The organism is Escherichia sp. KTE114, assembly GCF_000407765.1.
GTDB lineage: Bacteria > Pseudomonadota > Gammaproteobacteria > Enterobacterales > Enterobacteriaceae > Escherichia > Escherichia ruysiae.
Genome location: NZ_KE136626.1, coordinates 2715462 through 2736434, shown reverse-complemented (window position 1 = coordinate 2736434; position 20973 = coordinate 2715462). Strand labels below are relative to the sequence as shown.

The 20973-nt window shown below is 50.8% G+C and carries 15 protein-coding genes; 7 read left to right on the top strand and 8 right to left on the bottom strand.

What is annotated here, in order from left to right; all coding sequences use genetic code 11:
• Window positions 1-176: 176 nt before the first annotated feature.
• The 3 genes from WC5_RS08135 (at window position 177) to rimO (ending at window position 4202) form a co-directional block, all read left to right on the top strand.
• A complete protein-coding gene (locus tag WC5_RS08135; protein WP_000849772.1) occupies window positions 177-1259 on the top strand; it encodes a LacI family DNA-binding transcriptional regulator in 1083 nt (360 codons plus the stop codon).
• Window positions 1260-1513: 254 nt separating this feature from the next.
• Window positions 1514-2749, top strand: coding sequence for an oligosaccharide MFS transporter (locus WC5_RS08140; RefSeq protein WP_000926278.1), 1236 nt, complete (start codon window positions 1514-1516; stop codon window positions 2747-2749).
• 127 nt (window positions 2750-2876) lie between these two features.
• On the top strand, window positions 2877-4202 hold the full coding sequence (gene rimO / locus WC5_RS08145) for a 30S ribosomal protein S12 methylthiotransferase RimO (RefSeq protein ID WP_000049371.1): 1326 nt from the start codon (window positions 2877-2879) through the stop codon (window positions 4200-4202).
• Window positions 4203-4248: 46 nt separating this feature from the next.
• Here the strand turns inward: rimO and WC5_RS08150 are convergent, their stop codons facing one another.
• The 7 genes from WC5_RS08150 to iaaA all read right to left on the bottom strand — a co-directional run bounded on the left by WC5_RS08150 (window position 4249) and on the right by iaaA (window position 14344).
• A complete protein-coding gene (locus tag WC5_RS08150) occupies window positions 4249-5577 on the bottom strand; it encodes a GGDEF domain-containing protein (protein WP_000086866.1) in 1329 nt (442 codons plus the stop codon).
• Between the two features lie 7 nt (window positions 5578-5584).
• Window positions 5585-7933, bottom strand: a complete 2349-nt coding sequence (locus WC5_RS08155) for a sensor domain-containing phosphodiesterase (protein WP_010351159.1) — start codon at window positions 7931-7933, stop codon at window positions 5585-5587.
• A 177-nt stretch (window positions 7934-8110) separates the two neighbouring features.
• A complete protein-coding gene (gene gsiD, locus WC5_RS08160; protein ID WP_001236057.1) occupies window positions 8111-9022 on the bottom strand; it encodes a glutathione ABC transporter permease GsiD in 912 nt (303 codons plus the stop codon).
• Between the two features lie 2 nt (window positions 9023-9024).
• Window positions 9025-9945 carry a glutathione ABC transporter permease GsiC gene (gsiC, locus tag WC5_RS08165; RefSeq protein WP_000936029.1) on the bottom strand — a complete coding sequence of 307 codons (921 nt, stop codon included), beginning with the start codon at window positions 9943-9945 and terminating at the stop codon, window positions 9025-9027.
• 17 nt (window positions 9946-9962) lie between these two features.
• Window positions 9963-11501 carry a glutathione ABC transporter substrate-binding protein GsiB gene (gsiB, locus tag WC5_RS08170; RefSeq protein ID WP_000090117.1) on the bottom strand — a complete coding sequence of 513 codons (1539 nt, stop codon included), beginning with the start codon at window positions 11499-11501 and terminating at the stop codon, window positions 9963-9965.
• A gap of 19 nt (window positions 11502-11520) precedes the next feature.
• Window positions 11521-13392, bottom strand: coding sequence for a glutathione ABC transporter ATP-binding protein GsiA (gene gsiA / locus WC5_RS08175; RefSeq protein ID WP_010351158.1), 1872 nt, complete (start codon window positions 13390-13392; stop codon window positions 11521-11523).
• Window positions 13379-14344, bottom strand: a complete 966-nt coding sequence (gene iaaA / locus WC5_RS08180; protein ID WP_000513750.1) for a beta-aspartyl-peptidase — start codon at window positions 14342-14344, stop codon at window positions 13379-13381. The genes gsiA and iaaA overlap by 14 nt, the downstream gene beginning before the upstream one ends.
• 201 nt (window positions 14345-14545) lie before the next feature.
• Here iaaA and moeA point away from each other — a divergent pair, with 201 nt between their 5' ends.
• Window positions 14546-15781 carry a molybdopterin molybdotransferase MoeA gene (gene moeA, locus WC5_RS08185; protein WP_000397375.1) on the top strand — a complete coding sequence of 412 codons (1236 nt, stop codon included), beginning with the start codon at window positions 14546-14548 and terminating at the stop codon, window positions 15779-15781.
• On the top strand, window positions 15781-16530 hold the full coding sequence (gene moeB, locus WC5_RS08190) for a molybdopterin-synthase adenylyltransferase MoeB (RefSeq protein WP_000829240.1): 750 nt from the start codon (window positions 15781-15783) through the stop codon (window positions 16528-16530). The genes moeA and moeB overlap by 1 nt, the downstream gene beginning before the upstream one ends.
• 182 nt (window positions 16531-16712) lie before the next feature.
• Here moeB and fsa read toward each other — a convergent pair whose 3' ends face one another.
• A complete protein-coding gene (gene fsa / locus WC5_RS08195) occupies window positions 16713-17375 on the bottom strand; it encodes a fructose-6-phosphate aldolase (RefSeq protein ID WP_000424885.1) in 663 nt (220 codons plus the stop codon).
• Window positions 17376-17504: 129 nt separating this feature from the next.
• Between fsa and WC5_RS08200 the strand changes: the two genes are divergently transcribed.
• Window positions 17505-18404, top strand: a complete 900-nt coding sequence (locus WC5_RS08200) for a glycyl-radical enzyme activating protein (RefSeq protein WP_010351157.1) — start codon at window positions 17505-17507, stop codon at window positions 18402-18404.
• Between the two features lie 5 nt (window positions 18405-18409).
• A complete protein-coding gene (locus WC5_RS08205; RefSeq protein ID WP_000209334.1) occupies window positions 18410-20842 on the top strand; it encodes a glycyl radical protein in 2433 nt (810 codons plus the stop codon).
• Window positions 20843-20973 lie beyond the last annotated feature (131 nt).

Here is a 20973-nt window from a genome sequence, read left to right as displayed (position 1 = left end):
ATCTAGTAATTAATTGCTTCGTTATGCAAGGAATGTCCGGCAGGAATGTGATCAAGTACGCGTTTTTCCCTGCAAACAGGTTCGATGGGTCAGCTTACCGGCACTGAGACAGGTGAGCGTGATACGTATGACATTCACTGCGGTATACTGTGACAAATCTTTTAGCCGGGGCGAATATGAAAACCAAAGCTGCAACCCTTGCCGATGTTGCTCGTCATGCCAATGTTTCTTATCAGACAGTGTCGCGGGTGCTTAACAATTCAGCGAACGTGTCTGCCAAAACACGTCAAAAAATTGAACAAGCCATTGCCGAACTTAAATACGTTCCAAATCGCGTAGCTCAACAGTTGGTAGGGAAAGAGAGCAAAACGGTCGGGCTGGTTACAACTTCGCTCGCCCTACATGCCCCCTCGCAAATTGCGGCAGCAGTGAAAAAATATGCCGGAGAACAGGGATATCAGGTGCTGATATCCATGATCGATGATGTTGATATTAAAGGTATTCAGGCTGCAATTAATGACTTAAAAGCACAACGGGTAACAAAGATTATTATCAACGCACCGCTGGAAACGGCATTGGCTGAAACTCTGGTTGCTGAAAACAGCGATGTGTTGTGTCTGTTTCTCGACGTGGACCCTTATAGCCCGGTGTTTAACGTCACTTTTAATCCTGCAGAAGGTGCACGCGCCAGCGTGAAATATCTTTACGATTTGGGGCATCGTCAATTTTGCCTGATCTCCGGCCCAGAAAACTCAGTACCGGCGCGGCTACGACTCAATACCTGGCGCGATACTCTCGCCTCACTCCAACTGACGCCGCTGGCCATTCATTACGGTAGTTGGGACGCTCAAAGCGGCTATCTGGCGACGTTACAGATGCTACGTGAAACGCCACAGGCGACCGCTCTTCTGATCGCCAATGATCAGATGGCATTGGGGGCGTTAAGCGCCTTACATCAACAAAAACGTAAAATCCCGCAAGATATTTCTGTCATAGGCTATGACGACACCTATGAGAGTGCGTTTTTTGAACCTTCGCTAACGACCGTCGCAATCGACTTTGATTTACAAGGGAAAATTGCCGTTCAACAGATTTTACAGCCGGACGATGAACACGCGATGCTCCGCTCTTCAACCATCCTTCCCAGTCGCCTGGTCGTGCGTAACTCTGCTGGCCCTCTGCACTCACCACAGACTGATCTGATGAATATTGCTGAACACCTTCGCACACTGGCGGATGAGCTAACACGCAAGGCATAAAAGTAATACGTTCTCATAAAAAGATTTAGTGATCTATTTCGCTAAATCTTTTTTATTACCAGCAATAATTGTGATGTAAATCGCAAACATTCATTTAACACATTGCCTAATCATCACAGTCAGGGTCAGAGTAAAAATGAAATTGTTAACGTATGACATTTTCCGGAGATGCATACCAAAACAATAACCAGTAAGCACAGCGAATGCCTGTGCCAACGGTAAATGACCCAACGCCAGTGATTGAGGATATGGCTATGTTATTGCCCGGTAAACGTAATTATATTTTGCTCAGTATTTTCGATTTCCTGTACCTCTTTGCCTGGTCGGCAACGATGGCATTTTTTGTCATATGGACGACACAGCATCTGGAAATTACCGCCACACGCACAGGATTGCTTTATTCCGTTAATGCTTTCATTGCGTTATTAATGCAACCGTTCTTCGGTTTCATCTCCGATAAATTTGGTCTTAAGAAACAACTCATCTGGATCCTCGTCGCATTATTACTTCCTGTAGGCCCATTCTTTATTTATGTGTATGCCCCGCTTCTGGTTCATAACTTCTGGCTGGGCGCTGTTTTGGGTGGCGTTTACCTGGGGATAATTTTTAATTCTGGTTGTGGCGTTCTGGATTCCTGGATAGATAAAGTTTCGCGTCGTTATCATTTTGAATATGGTCGCGTAAGAATGTGGGGCTCTCTGGGATGGGCCGCCGCCGCGTGGATTGTGGGTAAATACATTGATACCAACCCTAATCTCTCTTTCTGGCTGGCAAGCTGTGCCATTGTGGTCGCCGCAATCTGCTTTATGTTTACCAAAATCGAACTTACCGAGGCCGAAATTGAAAAAACTAATTCGCTGAAAGCTATCCATGCGCTTGAACTGGCGAAAAATAGTCAGTTCTGGTTTTTATTGATGTTCACTCTGTTCGTAACGCAAATTTATGACACCTACGATCAACAATTCGCACAATATTTTTCGCTGCAATTTCCGACGCCAGAAGAAGGCAATCGCTGGTACGGGATTTTGGCTTCTGTCCAGGTCTGCGGAGAAACCCTATTTCTCTGTCTGATGCCGTGGTTTGTTAACCGCACTGGCGCAAAATGGGCATTAGTGATTGCCGGAACCATTATGTCGTTACGCATTGCAGGTTCTGCTATCCAACTGGGACCGGTGTGGATTGCGGCCGTTAAAATGATGCATGCCATCGAAAAACCACTGATCCTGGTGTCTGTGTTTAAATTTATCGCGGCTAACTTTGATCACAAACTCTCTTCGACGGTCTACCTGCTGGTGCTTTTTGTGGCATCCATCGCCACGGCAATCTATTCACCCATTGCTGGCTATCTGTATGACACCATTGGCTTTGCTGAAACCTATCTAATCCTGGGGGCGATTGCCGGTTGCTTCACGCTTATTTCGGTCTTTACGCTGCGGGACAAATCCAGCAACCAGCCTGCAAAGGCGCTAACGGAAAACCCAGTAGCCTGATAACCATTTACGCCCCGATAGTTGGGGCGTTTTCCTCGCCTGTTGACCAGATTACGATACAAATTTTATCCAGAACTCTGTAGAATCCCTGCCCTGACCTTTCCTGTAACTGAATATTTTTTAAGCTATGAGCAAAGTAACTCCCCAGCCGAAAATCGGCTTTGTTTCCCTCGGCTGTCCGAAAAACCTCGTCGATTCAGAGCGTATTCTGACCGAACTGCGCACTGAAGGTTATGACGTAGTACCGAGCTACGACGACGCAGACATGGTGATCGTCAACACCTGCGGTTTTATTGACAGTGCGGTGCAAGAATCACTGGAAGCCATTGGTGAAGCGTTGAATGAAAACGGCAAGGTAATAGTGACCGGTTGTCTAGGGGCGAAAGAAGATCAGATCCGCGAAGTCCACCCAAAAGTGCTGGAAATCACCGGCCCTCATAGCTATGAGCAAGTTCTGGAGCACGTTCATCACTACGTGCCAAAACCGAAACACAACCCATTCCTGAGCCTGGTGCCGGAGCAAGGCGTTAAGCTGACGCCACGTCATTACGCCTATCTGAAGATTTCCGAAGGCTGTAACCACCGTTGCACCTTCTGCATTATTCCGTCTATGCGCGGCGATCTGGTGAGCCGTCCGATTGGCGAAGTGTTAAGCGAAGCGAAACGCCTGGTAGATGCAGGCGTTAAAGAGATTCTGGTGATCTCCCAGGATACTTCCGCGTATGGCGTTGATGTTAAACACCGTACAGGCTTCCACAACGGCGAGCCGGTAAAAACCAGTATGGTCAGCCTGTGCGAACAGTTATCAAAACTGGGGATCTGGACACGTCTGCACTACGTTTACCCTTACCCGCATGTAGATGACGTTATCCCGCTGATGGCTGAAGGCAAAATCCTGCCGTATCTGGATATTCCGTTACAGCACGCCAGCCCGCGCATTCTCAAACTGATGAAGCGTCCGGGTTCTGTAGATCGCCAACTGGCGCGCATTAAACAGTGGCGCGAAATTTGCCCGGAACTGACCCTGCGTTCAACCTTTATTGTCGGCTTCCCTGGCGAGACGGAAGAAGATTTCCAGATGCTGCTCGACTTCCTGAAAGAAGCACGTCTGGATCGCGTTGGCTGCTTTAAATACAGCCCGGTTGAAGGCGCTGATGCCAATGCTCTGCCAGATCAAGTGCCGGAAGAAGTGAAAGAAGAACGCTGGAATCGCTTCATGCAACTGCAACAGCAGATTTCCGCCGAGCGCCTGCAAGAAAAAGTGGGCCGTGAAATTCTGGTGATCGTCGATGAAGTAGACGAAGAAGGCGCAATCGGCCGCAGCATGGCAGACGCTCCGGAAATCGACGGCGCGGTTTATCTCAATGGTGAAACCAACGTTAAGCCGGGCGATATCCTGCGTGTGAAAGTCGAGCACGCCGACGAGTACGATTTGTGGGGTAGTCGGGTTTAATTAATTCAGACCGGGCAAAATCATTTGCCCGGTTCGTTAATAAAAATTACTGCCAGCTAATCTGTGCCCTGCCGTTTTTCTTACTCTTATACAGCCGCTCATCCGCCAGCATTTTCAGTCGTTCAACGGTAGTACATTCATTTGAATGCGCCACGCCGATACTGGTGCTTAAATTAATACTCCCCACCTGGAAATTGACGATATCTTTTAAAATCGATAGCAACTCATCCAGGGTTCCGCCAGTATAAATTACCGCAAATTCGTCACCGCCAAAGCGGTAGACTTTACCTTTATCCACCGGGATTTGTGATTTAAGGATTTTCACGACCTTCATCAACACTTCATCGCCCAACAAATGACCGAAGGTGTCGTTAATGTTTTTAAATTTATCGACGTCAAACAGGCACAAATATCCGCCTTTTTCCGGTAAGGCTTTTAAATCTTCGTCAAAGGATTTTCTGCCCATTGCTTTGGTCAGATCGTCAAGAAACGCCGAGTTATACATGCTGTAGAGTTTTTTGACATCCGCCGCCGAAAAGAAAAGCCCACCGTCCAGAACGCGATCAAAATGGTTATTAATAATGGCTTCTTTCTCAACAATGCCACGATTAATCACTCTGCGTATCAGATAGAGGCAACTTGTGCCTGAAATAACTGCCACCAGGGCAGCAAAGAAAATAATCAGCGTACATACCTGCAAATAAACGTCTTTTTTATAAGCAAATACGTACAATCCGGTCGGCAAATAGGAGAAATGCTCCATCGCTTCCGAAACGGTGAAGATGGCGTTTTTAGCATTATATTCATCACCGGTCACCGGTTTACCGTTCTTAAACAGAGAGAACATCAGGTTCTCGCTGTCCATCGCCAGCGATTTTGACAGTAAAGAAAATCGTTCCAGCCCAAGCAAAAATATCAAACTGCGATTGTGAGTAACCGGATAGAGATAATAGACGAAGGTTTTGCCGTCAAAAGAGATGACCCCCGTATTTTTAACATGCCGATACTTAACAACCTGCATAATATCTGCACAATAATTGTTTTCATACTCCTTAATCTGAATACACTCATCACTGGAAATCAGATAAGGACCAACATCATACAAATAAGAAGGTGAAACCGAGTCAGCGTAAGCTGTGCGCAAGCCAGCCAGCAATTCCTCTTCAGTCGGGTTAAGCGTGTTAATGAGATCAATTGCCACACTACGCCGATATTCAGCAATATTTGCCACCGCAAAAGCAGTATCAATAACGGACTGTTTCAGGCCATACACCCGTTCTTTTACCATCTGGGTATAGATCCCGCAGGCAACCGCTGAAATCATGATAAAAATCAGCAGACTGACTGTAAGTACGAATTTATTGATTCTGGACATACCTAAACTACTCTTTTACTAACTTCCCATTTTTGTCCCAGGCAGAGAATGGCAACGGCTTCTGGTACAGATACCCCTGGGCCTGAATACACCCTAATTTGATTAATTCACGCGCAACCTCTTCGCTCTCAACACCTTCTGCAATCACCGGGATCCGGTTATAGCGTGCCAGATCGAAGATAATGCGCAAAATTTTGCCCGCAGTGCCGAAAATATCGCCGGTAAATTGCGAGTCCACTTTTATGCTATCAGGATTAATTTCATAAAAACGTTTCAGGTTTGACAAACCTGTACCAAAGTCATCAATCGATATTCGTACCCCTTGTTTACGCAATTGTTCAATATTGAGATAAAAATGTTCACTAATTCGCTCGATCACAGTTTCAGTGATCTCAATACAGAGACTTTTCGCTGTCAGTTCATGTTCTTTCATGATGGCGATAAAACGCTCATGAAAATGTGGTTCGTTTAACTGCCAGGGCGAAACATTAATATGCAGTAAGAAATCCTGTTTCAGGAGCACACGCTGGCTAAAATGGCGGAATTCAGCCATCGCCGTTTTAATAATTTGGTAACCCAGTTCATTGATAAAACCGATATCTTCCGCGATAGCAATAAACTTCAGCGGCGAGATGATCCCCCGCTCCGCAGAAACCCAGCGACACAGCGCCTCAGCGCCCAGAATGTCGCGGGTGTTAATATCAACAATCGGTTGATAAACCAGGAATAGCTCGCCTTTTTCCATGGCGTGACGGATATTGCGCGCAATCCAGATATTCTCTTCAATTTCGCTGAGTTTCGCATCATCACAGAAAATAAACTCAGAGAACATATGGTCACGGATGCTGGAAATCGCCAGCTTCAGTTTTTCTGCATAGCTCCAGGCATTTTCGCCCTTCAGAGGTTCACAAATGGCAGATTTGTGTATACGCAGATTGCGGTAGCCAAAGCTACTGTCGAAATCGTTTATCATCGCGATCTTACGGGTAAAAGTCTGTATATTTTCCCGACACAATAATAAATAGAGATCGGCATTAAATGTCACGATATCGCAGCATTGTGCATATTTCTCGGCAATTCGCTGACACAGCTTCCTGACAATTTTGTTGCGTTCCTCGACACCAAACACGGCTTCGACGGCTTCCAGTCCGCACAGTTTGATGATCCCGGCGGCCAGATACTGATTATTGTTTGACTCAATAATCGCCATATTTTTGATAAAACCGCTTTCCTGATCGTAGGAGATCAGCGAGAGCAGTTTATTTGAACGCTCAACTTCAGCATCTTTCATTTCCGCGATCGAATTTTTGATGCTGATAATCTCTTTAGCATCGCCTTCACGAATTTTCAGTGCCTGCATTTGATCCGCAGAGTCAGGTAAAAACTCCAGCGTATTGACCAGCGTTGTCATTTCTGAAAATTGGCGACGGAACACACGGGTCGTCATTAAGTAAAGCGCCAGCAATACGACAATAATGAAAGCAAACGGCAAATAAAAGAGTTTATCTGACGCGTTAAATAGTTTCCCCGTAGGATAATAAAAATAGATTTCGAATAGCGAGTTATTGGGTACGCGCGATGTTTTTGCTATATACTCCGTATCGACAGAATCAATAATATTATAATTATCTTCGCTATTATAAATAATCAATTTTTCACGGGCGAGTTGGTTCTTGGCAATGATTTCATAACCTTGTTTCAGAAACAAGACTTCATCAGTTGCGCTGATATGATCAAGGTATTCGTTCAGATATCGCCAGTTTAAATCGACATGAATTTTATCAATAGCCAGCAAATCACGGTCTTTGCCGTTAATTCGCAGCGTAAAAGAAATACATTTTTTCCCCGGACGATCAAAGCAATTATATGCCGGATTCCAGCTACTGTCAGAGCCATCCGAAGCTACTGACCACGGGCGCTGCGACGGATTAAAATCGGCAAAGATGACGCGTCCTGCCTCATCAACAAGGGGGCCATTTACCTTTTCCTGATGATAAACACCGATTTTATCATTCGTCCGCCGCGAAAATAGATAATATTTATTATTATCCAGTACCAGCCCCACTGAGTCTAAAAATGGCATCATTTCCATTTTCAGGATGACGGCACGTTTAATCTCCTCACTGTTTTTCAATAAATAGAGTGAGTCCTTTAACGTCAGAGCGGAACGTTCAATATCTTTAAAGAAATAGCCAACGTTTTTTTGAATAAGTTCAAAGCGGCTATCGGCACGTTTTACCGCACGCTCCGATACCAGTTGATAGTTAATGATGAAAAAAAGAACAATAAATGACAGCGCAGCCAATAAAAATAAAATTATCAGCCTTATCTTTATCTTTTCGTATAAACTCAGCATGTTAATACATTTAACAAAATAACTGTCAGTACGCTGTGCCGCTGCATAAATAGTCCCTCGCAACGGCTTTTTAACCAAATTACCCGATTCTACAAAATTAGAAAAAAGTTACAACACTTGCTTAAGGCAATAATTTCCTCTGAGGTCATTACCCTTTCAAGCAATATTCAACCGTGACTATCCTTTAATTTTGGGGTCCAGCGCATCACGCAAACCATCACCCAGCAAGTTGAACGCCAACACGGTCAGGAAAATAGCCAGTGCCGGAAAAACCGCCACATGCGGCGCGATAACCATATCCGCTCTCGCTTCGTTGAGCATCGCTCCCCACTCCGGGGTCGGCGGCTGCGCTCCCAGGCCGAGAAACGACAGACTGGCGGCGGAGATAATCGAGGTGCCAATGCGCATGGTGAAAAACACGACGATGGAAGAGACTGTCCCCGGTAAGATGTGGCGCAACAAAATGGTCATATCGCTGGCACCAATACTGCGCGCTGATTCAATAAAGGTTTGCTGTTTTAACACCAGCGTGTTGCCGCGCACCAGTCGGGCAAACGCCGGAATAGAAAAGATAGCGACGGCGATAATCACGTTAGCAATGCCGCTTCCCAGCACCGCAACAACAGCAATAGCCAGCAAAATGCCAGGGAAAGCAAACAGCACATCACAAATACGCATGATCAGCCGATCCCACCAGCCTTCATAATATCCAGCCAGCAAACCCAGCAACGTCCCAATCGCCGCACCGATAAACACCGCAAACACACCCGCCGCCAGCGAGATTTGCGCACCAACCAGGACGCGGCTGAAAATGTCGCGCCCCAGTGAATCGACGCCAAACCAGTGCTGCAAAGAAGGTCCGTTATTCAGATTGTCATAATCGAAATAATTTTCGGCGTCATAGGGGGCGATCCAGCGAGCAAAAATGGCCACCACAATCAACAAAATGACGAACAATACGGCGGTCATCGCCATATGCTGACGGCGAAAACGTCGCCAGAACTCATGCCACGGAGTACGCACCTGATCAGGTTTTACCAGTGGCATGGCGTTTAACACCGCCTGACGACGCCAGTTAAATAATCGCATCCTTACTTGTACCTGATAGCCGGGTTAATGGCGGCATAAAGCACGTCCACCACTAAGTTGATAAGAATAAATTCCAGCGAGAAAAGCAGAATTTCCGCCTGAATCACCGGGTAATCGCGCATTTCTACGGAGTCAACGAGTAAGCGCCCAAGTCCGGGCCAGTTGAAGACTTTCTCCACCACGATGGACCCACCGAGCAAAAAGCCAAACTGTAAGCCCATCATGGTCACTACCGGGATCATGGCGTTGCGTAGCCCATGTTTGAGGACAACCCAGGTTTCGCTCACCCCTTTCGCCCTCGCGGTACGCATATAATCTTCGCTTAATACGTCGACAAACGACGCGCGGGTAAAGCGCGCCATCACGGCTGCCACTGCCGCGCCGAGCGTCAGGGAGGGTAAAATGTAGTGCTGCCAACTGTCTGCACCTACCGTAGGTAGCCAACCCAGCTCAACGGAAAAAACCTGAATCAAAAGCATCCCCAGGGCAAATGCCGGGAAGGAGATCCCCGACACCGCGATGGTCATACTCAAGCGATCTGGCCAGCGGTTACGCCAGACGGCGGCAACAATCCCCGCCGCCATACCAAATATCACCGCCCAGGCCATACTGGTTATGGTCAGCCACAGCGTTGGCATGAAGCGGCTGGCAATCTCATCGGCAACCGGACGACGCGAGACCATCGACAGGCCAAAATCTCCCTGCACGGCATTGCTGATATAGTGCCAGAACTGGTGATACAGCGGCTGATCCAACCCCAGTTGCTGACGCACCAGTTCGATGACCTGAGCATCAGCTTCGGGCCCGGCAATCAATCGCGCCGGATCGCCGGGCAGCATATGGACAAATAAAAACACCAGCACCGAGACGATAAACAGCGTCGGAATCAACCCCAGTAAGCGTTTTATAACGTAATTAAGCATTCCACTCCCTGCGTTGCTTATTGCAAGTCCGCATCTTCAAAGCTGAAGCCGGTGTCTGGCATGATCCAAAAACCGGTCAGATTTTTACTGTGTGCCGACACCAGTTTTTCGACCACCAGCGGAACCCACGGCGACTCTTGCCAGATGATATCCTGCGCCGCCTTATACAAGCGGGTCTTTTCCGCCGGATCGTTAGTTTTCAGTGCCTGAGCCAGGTAGTCATCTACCTGTTTATTGCTGTAAAACGCAGTATTAAACAGCGTCGGTGGCCAGTTCTGTGACGCAAACAGCGGCGATAACGCCCAGTCAGCTTCGCCGGTCGAAGCCGACCAGCCGGTATAGAACAGTCGCACGCCACTCTCTTTTTGCCCTTTACCTTCTACTTCTGCCGCCCGCTGTCCGGCATCCATCGCCGTCACCAGGGCTTTAATCCCTACCTGCGCTAACTGCTGCTGGGTAAATTGCAGCACTTTCTGCGCGGTGCTGTGGTTATGCGACGACCACAGCGTGGTACTGAAACCGTTGGGATATCCCGCCTCTTTGAGTAATGCGCGCGCTTTTGCCGGATCGTAAGGCCACGGTTGGTAACTTTGCGCGTAGGCGATACTCGGCGGCACCACGCCAGTGGCGGGCGTTGCATATCCCGCAAACGCGACTTTCACCAGCGCCGGACGGTTGATGGCATAATTCAGCGCCTCACGTACCTTCGGGTTATCGAATGGCTTTTGCGTCACATTCATACTGATATAACGCTGCATAATCGACGGACTGGCCATCAGCTCGATATTTTTGTTTTTCTCCAGCAGTGCGGCCTGCTCGTAAGGAATGGGGAAAGCAAACTGCGCTTCACCGGTTTGCAGCATTGCCGCACGGGTGTTGTTATCCGCCACCGGACGCCAGGTAATGCTGTCCAGTTTGGGCAGTCCCGACTGCCAGTAACCAGTGAATTTTTTGACCTTCACAAAATCGGTCTGATTCCAGGTATCCAGTTCATACGGCCCGGTGCCGACCGGATGAAAGCCGATCTCCGTGCCATATTTTTCCAGCGCCGCCGGAGAAATCATCGCTGTTGCCGGATGGGCGAGAATATTAATAAACGCGGAGAACGGCTGTTTAAGCGTAATCTTCACCGTTGTCGGGTCGACCGCTTCAGTTTTGGCAATATTCTTATACAGGTTATAGCGTTTAAGATGATTCGCAGGGTCACTGGCTCTGTCCAGATTCGCTTTTACCGCCGCCGCATTGAAGTCGGTGCCATCCTGGAACTTAATCCCTTCACGCAATTTCACGGTATAAGTGAGGCCGTCGCCGGAGACGGTATAACTCTCCGCCAGCACGTTTTTCAGCTTCATCTCTTTATCCAGACCGAACAGTCCCTGGTAAAACGATTTCGCCACGGCCTGTGACAACGTGTCATTCGCGTCATACGGGTCGAGGGTGGTGAAGTTCGATCCCACCGCCACAACCACATCTTTGGCAGCGAATGCACAAGATGCCATCAACGCTGTGACAATACCCAGCGCCACTAACCCTCTACGGTGTACAGCTCTTGCCATTTGATTCTCCGCCTGAATGTTATCTACGCATGAATGCGTATTCTGATTGTGGTTGTGCGACGTAATGCCCCGGCCCGACGCATTGCAACGAGACGGCTGCAACCTCTTCGCCACGCTGATAAATATTGCTGGGAAGATCGTCCGATAGCAGTACGCGCTGTGGCCGCAGTCGGGATGGTTCAGCAACCGGAACTGCCGCCAGTAATTTACGCGTATAAGGGTGCTGCGGATTTTCAAAGATCGCGCGTCGGGGGCCTATTTCGACAATTTGCCCGAGATACATCACCGCTACACGATGGCTGATCCGCTCCACGACCGCCATATCGTGGGAGATAAACAGATATGCAATACCGAAATCACGCTGGAGATCGAGCAACAAGTTGATAATCTGCCCGCGAATAGAAACATCCAGCGCCGACACGGCTTCATCGGCAATAATGACTTTGGGATTCAACGCAAGCGCACGGGCAATACAGATACGCTGACGCTGACCGCCGGAAAACTCATGCGGGTAGCGCCACGCATGTTCGGGTAACAGACCAACGCGTTCCAGTAGCCACGCAACGCGTGCAGCAGCGTCTTTACCCTGCAATAACCCATGAACACGCAGTGGTTCTATGATCGAATCACCGATCGTCTGGCGTGGATCCAGTGAGGCGTAAGGATCCTGAAAAATGAACTGAATATCGCGGCGCAATGCCTGAAGTTTGCCGGGTGACAGAGTATCGATTCGCTGACCGTTGAAGATAATTTCGCCGCCCTGGCTTTCAACCAGGCGCAACAGCGCCCGTCCGGTGGTGGATTTACCACTGCCAGACTCCCCCACCAGCGACAACGTTTCGCCCGGCCAGAGATCAAAACTAACCTTTTCAACGGCGTGCACTTCCCGCGTTACGCGATTCAACAACCCACTACGCAAAGGGAAACGGGTGACCAGATTACGCACCTGTAAAACAGGTTCGCCATCAACCACCGTTTTCTGCTCGACAGGGCGTTCCTGTTTAGTCGGATGTTCAAGCGATATCAACGGGAAACGTCGGGGATAATCTTGCCCTCTCATCGCGCCAAGCTGCGGAACAGCAGCCAATAGCGCACGGGTATAAGGATGCTGTGGCGCATGAAAAATCTGTTCGACGCTGCCCGTTTCCACCGCCTCGCCCTGATACATCACCAGTACCCGATCGGCAATCTCCGCCACCACGCCCATGTCGTGAGTGATAAAGATGACGCCCATCGACATCTCTTTTTGCAACACTTTGATTAATTGCAGGATCTGCGCCTGAATGGTGACGTCCAGTGCGGTCGTCGGCTCATCGGCTATCAGCACCGCCGGGCGACATGACAGCGCCATGGCAATCATCACCCGCTGGCGCATCCCACCGGAGAGTTGATGCGGATAACGCGAAAGAATGGTTTGCGCTTCCGGGATGCGAACCTGATCCAGCATCCGTTTCGCCTCCGCCATTGCTTCTTCACGACTGGCGTTCTGATGCAGACGGATAGACTCGGCAATCTGCTCGCCCACGGTAAATACCGGATTTAGCGACGTCATTGGCTCCTGGAAAATCATCGCCATATCCGCACCGCGTATATGCTGCATTTGCCGGGAACTCTGCTCACTAAGCTCAATCACCTCACGACTGCGGCGCCGCAATACCATTTTGTCGCACTGCACCAGGCCGCCCGCCTGTTCAAGCAGACGCATCAGCGCCAGTGCTGTAACTGACTTGCCGGAACCGGACTCTCCAACAATCGCCAGCGTCTCGCCACGTCGCAGGCTAAAAGAGAGACCGCGAACCGCAGCTACTTTCTGCTGGTCCTGCATAAAGGCAATATTGAGATTATCAACCGCCAGCACATCACCGGCATCAAGCTCATCACTGTGTGGCAACGGTGTCCCCTTTTTCACGATAGATACCGGTGGTTGGCGTATCGCCTGCGTAGCCCCAGGCGCGATACATTCCCTCGGTGTTAAAAGGTAGCGCGACGTTACCTTCGTGATCGATAGCGATTAGACCGCCACTGCCGCCAAGCGCAGGGAGTTTTTCCATAACGACCCGCTCGCAGGCTTGTGCGAGGCTTAATCCGCCGTAATCCATCAACGCGGCAATGTCATACGCCGCCAGCGCGCGAATGAAAACTTCGCCTGTGCCGGTACAAGAAACTGCCACGTTGGCGTTATTGGCGTAACATCCGGCGCCAACCAGCGGGCTGTCGCCGACCCGACCAGGTAATTTATTGGTCATTCCCCCCGTGGACGTGGCAGCCGCCAGATTGCCATGGAGATCCAACGCCACGGCTCCCACAGTGCCCATTTTCTGTTTTTCATCCAGCGGTGCGCCACTATGGTCAAGGAGCGTTTCCCCTTCCTCACGCGCTGCCAGCAATTGTTCATAACGCAAAGGCGTGGAGAAAATCTCCGGCGAGACGCGCTCCATGCCATGAGCAAAAGCAAAATTTTCTGCGCCCTCACCTATCATCATCACATGCGGGCTTTGTTCCATCACCAGACGGGCGGCAAGAACCGGATTACGCAGATGACTGACGCCCGCCACAGCACCGGCTTTCAGGGTGTTGCCATCCATCACGCAGGCGTCGAGCTCATGGGTTTCATCACGCGTAAAGACAGCGCCAGTTCCGGCGTTAAACAGTGGACACTCTTCCAGCAAGCGCACAGCTTCCGTCACTGCATCCAGCGCACTTGCGCCCGCTTCGAGCATTTTCTGTCCGGTTTCGACAATGGCTGACAGTGCCTCAATGTAGCGTAATTCCTGTTGCAGACTCATCTGTGCGCGGCTAATTGCGCCTGCGCCGCCGTGAATTGCAATGACTGCTTTGCCCATAGTATTCGTCCATTAAGGGTGGCTCGCCACTTTGCTATAAATATCAGAATTTTTATGAATTATTCATTCAATTTTTGAATATAGAAAGATGTATATGGCATGTAAAGGCAGGAGCCCGCTCTACGACCGAGGTGGCATACAGTCCGTGGCGTTTTTCTGACATAATAGGCGGATTCGATTTTGCCCCGCAGGAGTGTTTTCATGGAATTTACCACCGGTTTGATGTCGCTCGACACCGCGCTTAATGAGATGCTTTCTCGCGTTACCCCTTTGACTGCCCAGGAAACGCTGCCACTGGTTCAGTGTTTTGGTCGTATTCTGGCGAGCGATGTGGTTTCGCCGCTCGATGTCCCTGGATTTGATAACTCGGCAATGGACGGCTACGCGGTTCGCTTAGCCGATATCGCCTCCGGGCAACCGCTTTCTGTTGCTGGCAAATCGTTTGCCGGTCAGCCGTATCATGGTGAATGGCCTGCGGGCAACTGTATTCGCATTATGACCGGTGCTCCGGTGCCGGAAGGCTGCGAAGCGGTGGTGATGCAGGAACAGACCGAACAAACAGACGCAGGAGTGCGTTTTACCGCTGAAGTGCGTAGCGGGCAAAATATTCGTCGTCGCGGTGAAGATATCTCTGCGGGTGCGGTTGTTTTCCCGGCGGGTACTCGCCTGACTACCGCAGAGCTGCCGGTGATTGCTTCGCTGGGAATTGCCGAAGTTCCGGTGATTCGCAAAGTGCGTGTGGCGCTGTTTTCCACCGGTGATGAACTCCAGTTGCCAGGTCAGCCACTGGGCGACGATCAAATCTACGATACCAACCGTCTCGCCGTACACCTGATGTTAGAACAACTGGGTTGCGAGGTGATCAACTTAGGGATTATCCGCGACGATCCCCACGCCTTGCGCACAGCATTTATTGAAGCCGACAGTCAGGCGGATGTAGTGATCAGTTCTGGCGGTGTTTCGGTTGGTGAAGCAGATTACACCAAAACCATTCTCGAAGAGCTGGGTGAAATTGCCTTCTGGAAGCTGGCGATTAAACCGGGTAAACCGTTCGCGTTCGGTAAACTCGGCAATAGCTGGTTCTGCGGCCTGCCGGGTAATCCAGTTTCAGCAACGCTAACCTTCTACCAACTGGTACAACCGTTACTGGCAAAATTAAGCGGCAACACCGCCAGCGGCCTGCCCGCGTGTCAGCGCGTACGCACGGCTTCTCGCCTCAAGAAAACGCCTGGTCGTCTTGATTTCCAGCGTGGTGTGCTGCAACGCAATGCCAACGGCGAACTGGAAGTCACCACTACCGGGCATCAGGGCTCACATATATTTAGCTCCTTTAGCCTCGGCAACTGTTTTATCGTGCTGGAACGCGATCGCGGCAATGTGGAAGTGGGCGAATGGGTGGAAGTCGAGCCATTTAACGCGTTATTCGGAGGCCTGTAATGGCGGAACTCAGCGATCAGGAGATGCTGCGCTACAACCGGCAAATCATCCTGCGTGGTTTTGATTTTGACGGTCAGGAAGCGTTAAAAGATTCTCGCGTGCTGGTCGTCGGCCTTGGTGGACTCGGCTGCGCAGCCTCGCAGTATCTGGCAAGCGCCGGTGTCGGTAACCTGACGCTGCTCGACTTCGACACTGTCTCGCTCTCGAATCTGCAACGCCAGACGCTACACAGTGACGCTACGGTCGGGCAACCGAAGGTTGAATCTGCTCATGACGCCCTGGCACGGATCAATCCCCATATCTCGATTACGCCGGTGAATGCGTTGCTTGATGACGCTGAGCTTGCTGCTTTGATTGCTAAACACGATCTGGTGCTCGACTGTACGGATAACGTAGCGGTACGTAATCAACTGAACGCTGGCTGTTTTGCCGCAAAGGTGCCGCTGGTTTCCGGAGCAGCAATTCGTATGGAAGGTCAAATCACGGTCTTTACTTATCAGGACGGCGAGCCTTGCTACCGCTGCCTTAGCCGTTTGTTTGGCGAGAACGCGCTAACCTGCGTGGAAGCAGGTGTGATGGCGCCGTTGATTGGCGTAATTGGTTCGTTGCAGGCAATGGAAGCGATCAAACTGCTGGCAGGTTATGGCAAACCTGCCAGCGGAAAAATCGTGATGTACGATGCGATGACCTGTCAGTTCCGCGAAATGAAACTGATGCGCAATGCGGGATGTGAGGTTTGCGGGCAGTAATTGTCGCCTACAGGCCTGATAAGACGCGGCAGGCGTCGCATTGTGCTCCGGGTGTCGGATGCGGCGTAAACGCCTTATCCGACCTACGGTTCGGGCGCAGATTTCCAGACCTGATAAGACGCGGCAGGCGTCGGTGCACTCCGCCACGTCATAAGCAATTTATGAGGATGCAGAACATCCTGTTAAATCGACGTTCTGCCAAACGCGCCCTGCCAGTCCTGCTCAAACTTCGCCACGGCAGCATCAACCGCCGGATAGCTAATCATCTGCTGCGCCACATCCAGCGGCAGGGTGATTGATTCACATCCTGCCAGTAAACAATCCAGCGCCTGACGCGGGGTTTTGAAACTCGCGGCTAACACTTTCGCCTGTGGCGCATGCATTTTCAGTAACTGATGCAAATCGGTCACGGTTTGAATACCGCTCCCCCCCTGAGCATCAATACGGTTGACGTAAGGCGCAACATATTCCGCGCCCGCCAGCGCCGACAACAGCCCTTGTGCTGCGCCATACACCGCCGTGCCCAGCGTCGGGATCCCTTCCGCTTTTAACATTTTGATAGCTGCCAGCCCCTCGGCGGTCACCGGTACTTTCACCACGATATCCGCAATGATAGAACGCAGTTTGCGCGCATCGTTCACCATGCCTTCAGCAGTGGTAGACATTACCTGGGCAAACAAACGCCCCTGACTGCCCATCGCTTCGTGAAGTTCCGGAAGCACAACGTCCAGCGGTTTTTTACCCGCAGCGATAATGCTCGGGTTAGTGGTCACACCCGCCAGCGGAAAAACGCGTGCCAGCGCCTTCACTGCAGCAACGTCTGAAGTATCCAGATACAGTTCCATAACCATCCTCAAAATGTACTTTTGTCTGAAACCAGACTACCACGAGAAAACTCTCTGAACAGTTGACGCACATCAACATAACTTTCATTCGAAAGTAATTTAATGTTTGAACGAAACAGAGAGGCATCTATGATCTTCAATATTCAACGCTACTCGACCCACGACGGTCCCGGCATTCGCACAGTGGTTTTTCTGAAAGGTTGCTCGCTGGGTTGCCGCTGGTGTCAGAACCCAGAAAGCCGCGCCCGCACGCAGGATCTGCTGTATGACGCGCGTCTGTGCCTGGAGGGCTGCGAGCTGTGTGCTAAAGCCGCCCCGGAAGTGATTGAGCGCACGCTGAATGGCCTGCTTATCCATCGGGAAAAGTTAACCCCTGAACATCTGACGGCGTTAACCGACTGCTGCCCGACACAGGCGTTAACCGTGTGCGGCGAAGTGAAAAGCGTTGAGGAGATCATGGCGACCGTTCTGCGCGATAAACCGTTTTACGATCGCAGCGGCGGCGGATTAACGCTTTCTGGCGGTGAACCGTTTATGCAGCCGGAAATGGCGATGGCGCTACTGCAAGCCAGCCACGAGGCCGGCATTCATACTGCGGTAGAAACCTGCCTGCATGTGCCGTGGAAATATATCGCCCCTTCTCTGCCCTATATCGATCTGTTTCTTGCCGATTTAAAACACGTCGCCGACGCGCCGTTTAAACAGTGGACCGACGGTAACGCCGCCAGAGTGCTGGATAACCTGAAAAAACTCGCCGCAGCGGGCAAAAAAATCATCATTCGCGTGCCGCTGATTCAGGGCTTTAATGCCGATGAAACCTCTGTGAAAGCCATTACCGATTTTGCCGCCGACGAGCTGCACGTTGGCGAAATTCATTTCCTGCCCTACCACACGCTGGGCATCAACAAATATCACTTACTTAATCTGCCCTATGACGCCCCGGAAAAACCGCTTGATGCGCCAGAACTGCTCGACTTTGCCCAGCAGTATGCCTGCCAGAAAGGGTTAACCGCGACTTTACGAGGATAACAACCATGACAACACTGAAACTGGACACGCTCAGCGACCGCATTAAAGCGCACAAAAATGCGCTGGTGCATATTGTGAAACCGCCGGTTTGTACCGAGCGCGCACAGCACTATACCGAGATGTATCAACAACATCTCGATAAGCCGATCCCGGTGCGTCGCGCACTGGCACTGGCACATCACCTGGCGAATCGCACCATCTGGATCAAACACGATGAGTTGATCATCGGCAACCAGGCAAGCGAAGTTCGTGCCGCGCCGATCTTCCCGGAATATACCGTCTCCTGGATCGAAAAAGAGATTGATGATCTGGCGGATCGTCCGGGTGCTGGTTTTGCGGTGAGCGAAGAGAACAAACGCGTTCTGCATGAAGTGTGCCCGTGGTGGCGCGGTCAGACGGTACAGGATCGCTGCTACGGCATGTTTACCGATGAGCAAAAAGGCCTGCTGGCGACCGGTATCATTAAAGCAGAAGGCAATATGACCTCCGGCGATGCGCACCTGGCGGTGAATTTCCCGCTGCTGCTGGAAAAAGGGCTTGATGGTCTGCGCGAGAAAGTGGCGGAGCGTCGCTCGCGTATCAACCTGACGGTACTGGAAGATCTGCACGGCGAGCAGTTCCTGAAAGCCATTGATATCGTGCTGGTGGCAGTCAGTGAACATATTGAACGTTTCGCTGCTCTGGCGCGTGAAATGGCAGCCACCGAAACTCGCGAAAGCCGTCGTGATGAACTGCTGGCGATAGCAGAAAACTGCGATCTTATCGCCCACCAGCCGCCGCAAACTTTCTGGCAGGCGCTGCAACTGTGCTACTTCATCCAGTTGATTTTGCAGATTGAATCTAACGGTCACTCGGTTTCGTTTGGTCGTATGGACCAGTATCTCTATCCGTACTATCGCCGCGACGTTGAACTCAACCAGACGCTGGATCGCGAACATGCCATCGAGATGCTGCATAGCTGCTGGCTGAAACTGCTGGAAGTAAACAAGATCCGCTCCGGCTCGCACTCGAAAGCCTCTGCGGGTAGCCCGCTGTATCAGAACGTCACCATTGGCGGGCAAAATCTGGTTGATGGTCAACCGATGGACGCAGTGAATCCGCTCTCTTACGCGATCCTTGAATCCTGCGGTCGTCTGCGCTCCACTCAGCCTAACCTCAGCGTGCGCTACCATGCAGGAATGAGTAACGATTTCCTCGATGCCTGTGTACAGGTGATCCGCTGCGGCTTCGGGATGCCCGCGTTTAACAACGACGAAATCGTGATCCCGGAATTTATCAAACTCGGTATTGAACCGCAGGACGCTTACGATTACGCAGCGATTGGTTGTATCGAAACCGCCGTCGGCGGTAAATGGGGCTATCGCTGCACCGGCATGAGCTTTATCAACTTCGCCCGCGTGATGCTGGCGGCGCTGGAAGGCGGTCGTGATGCCACCAGCGGCAAAGTGTTCCTGCCACAAGAAAAAGCGTTGTCAGCGGGTAACTTCAACAACTTCGATGAAGTAATGGACGCGTGGGATACGCAAATCCGTTACTACACCCGCAAATCAATCGAAATCGAATATGTCGTCGACACCATGCTGGAAGAGAACGTGCACGATATTCTCTGCTCGGCGCTGGTGGATGACTGCATTGAGCGAGCGAAAAGTATCAAGCAAGGCGGCGCGAAATATGACTGGGTTTCCGGCTTGCAGGTTGGTATTGCCAACCTCGGCAACAGCCTGGCGGCAGTGAAAAAACTGGTATTTGAACAGGGCGCGATTGGTCAGCAACAACTGGCTGCCGCACTGGCGGAAGACTTCGAAGGTCTGACTCACGAGCAACTGCGTCAGCGTCTGATTAACGGCGCGCCGAAGTATGGCAACGATGATGATAGCGTCGATACGCTGCTGGCTCGCGCCTATCAGACCTATATCGACGAACTGAAGCAGTACCACAACCCGCGCTACGGTCGTGGTCCGGTTGGCGGCAACTATTACGCAGGTACATCATCTATTTCCGCCAACGTACCGTTTGGCGCGCAGACGATGGCAACGCCGGACGGACGTAAAGCGCATACCCCGCTGGCAGAAGGCGCAAGCCCGGCCTCCGGTACTGACCATCTCGGCCCTACTGCGGTCATTGGCTCGGTGGGTAAACTGCCTACGGCGTCGATTCTCGGCGGTGTGTTGCTCAACCAGAAACTGAACCCGGCGACGCTGGAGAACGAATCTGACAAGCAGAAACTGATGATCCTGCTGCGTACCTTCTTCGAAGTGCATAAAGGCTGGCATATTCAGTACAACATTGTTTCCCGAGAAACATTGCTGGAAGCGAAAAAACATCCTGATCAGTACCGCGATCTGGTCGTGCGTGTCGCGGGCTATTCCGCCTTCTTCACCGCGCTCTCTCCTGACGCACAGGACGATATCATCGCCCGTACTGAACACATGCTGTAATCCCCTCAGCCCGGCGTCGCCGCCGGGCTAAAACATTCACGAAATCAATTTTACTCTCGCTTTCATTCGAAATTAGTTTGTGCTCCGCATCACATTGTTATTACACTGTGGCGTTTGCATTCATTGCCGGG

What these genes read in the sequence shown, in the direction of transcription:
- WC5_RS08135 (WP_000849772.1), top strand. Translation starts at nt 177, where the DNA reads ATGAAAACCAAAGCTGCAACCCTTGCCGATGTTGCTCGTCATGCCAAT.
- WC5_RS08140 (WP_000926278.1), top strand. Translation starts at nt 1,514, where the DNA reads ATGTTATTGCCCGGTAAACGTAATTATATTTTGCTCAGTATTTTCGAT.
- rimO (WP_000049371.1), top strand. Translation starts at nt 2,877, where the DNA reads ATGAGCAAAGTAACTCCCCAGCCGAAAATCGGCTTTGTTTCCCTCGGC.
- WC5_RS08150 (WP_000086866.1), bottom strand. Translation starts at nt 5,577, where the DNA reads ATGTCCAGAATCAATAAATTCGTACTTACAGTCAGTCTGCTGATTTTT.
- WC5_RS08155 (WP_010351159.1), bottom strand. Translation starts at nt 7,933, where the DNA reads ATGCTGAGTTTATACGAAAAGATAAAGATAAGGCTGATAATTTTATTT.
- gsiD (WP_001236057.1), bottom strand. Translation starts at nt 9,022, where the DNA reads ATGCGATTATTTAACTGGCGTCGTCAGGCGGTGTTAAACGCCATGCCA.
- gsiC (WP_000936029.1), bottom strand. Translation starts at nt 9,945, where the DNA reads ATGCTTAATTACGTTATAAAACGCTTACTGGGGTTGATTCCGACGCTG.
- gsiB (WP_000090117.1), bottom strand. Translation starts at nt 11,501, where the DNA reads ATGGCAAGAGCTGTACACCGTAGAGGGTTAGTGGCGCTGGGTATTGTC.
- iaaA (WP_000513750.1), bottom strand. Translation starts at nt 14,344, where the DNA reads ATGGGCAAAGCAGTCATTGCAATTCACGGCGGCGCAGGCGCAATTAGC.
- moeA (WP_000397375.1), top strand. Translation starts at nt 14,546, where the DNA reads ATGGAATTTACCACCGGTTTGATGTCGCTCGACACCGCGCTTAATGAG.
- moeB (WP_000829240.1), top strand. Translation starts at nt 15,781, where the DNA reads ATGGCGGAACTCAGCGATCAGGAGATGCTGCGCTACAACCGGCAAATC.
- fsa (WP_000424885.1), bottom strand. Translation starts at nt 17,375, where the DNA reads ATGGAACTGTATCTGGATACTTCAGACGTTGCTGCAGTGAAGGCGCTG.
- WC5_RS08200 (WP_010351157.1), top strand. Translation starts at nt 17,505, where the DNA reads ATGATCTTCAATATTCAACGCTACTCGACCCACGACGGTCCCGGCATT.
- WC5_RS08205 (WP_000209334.1), top strand. Translation starts at nt 18,410, where the DNA reads ATGACAACACTGAAACTGGACACGCTCAGCGACCGCATTAAAGCGCAC.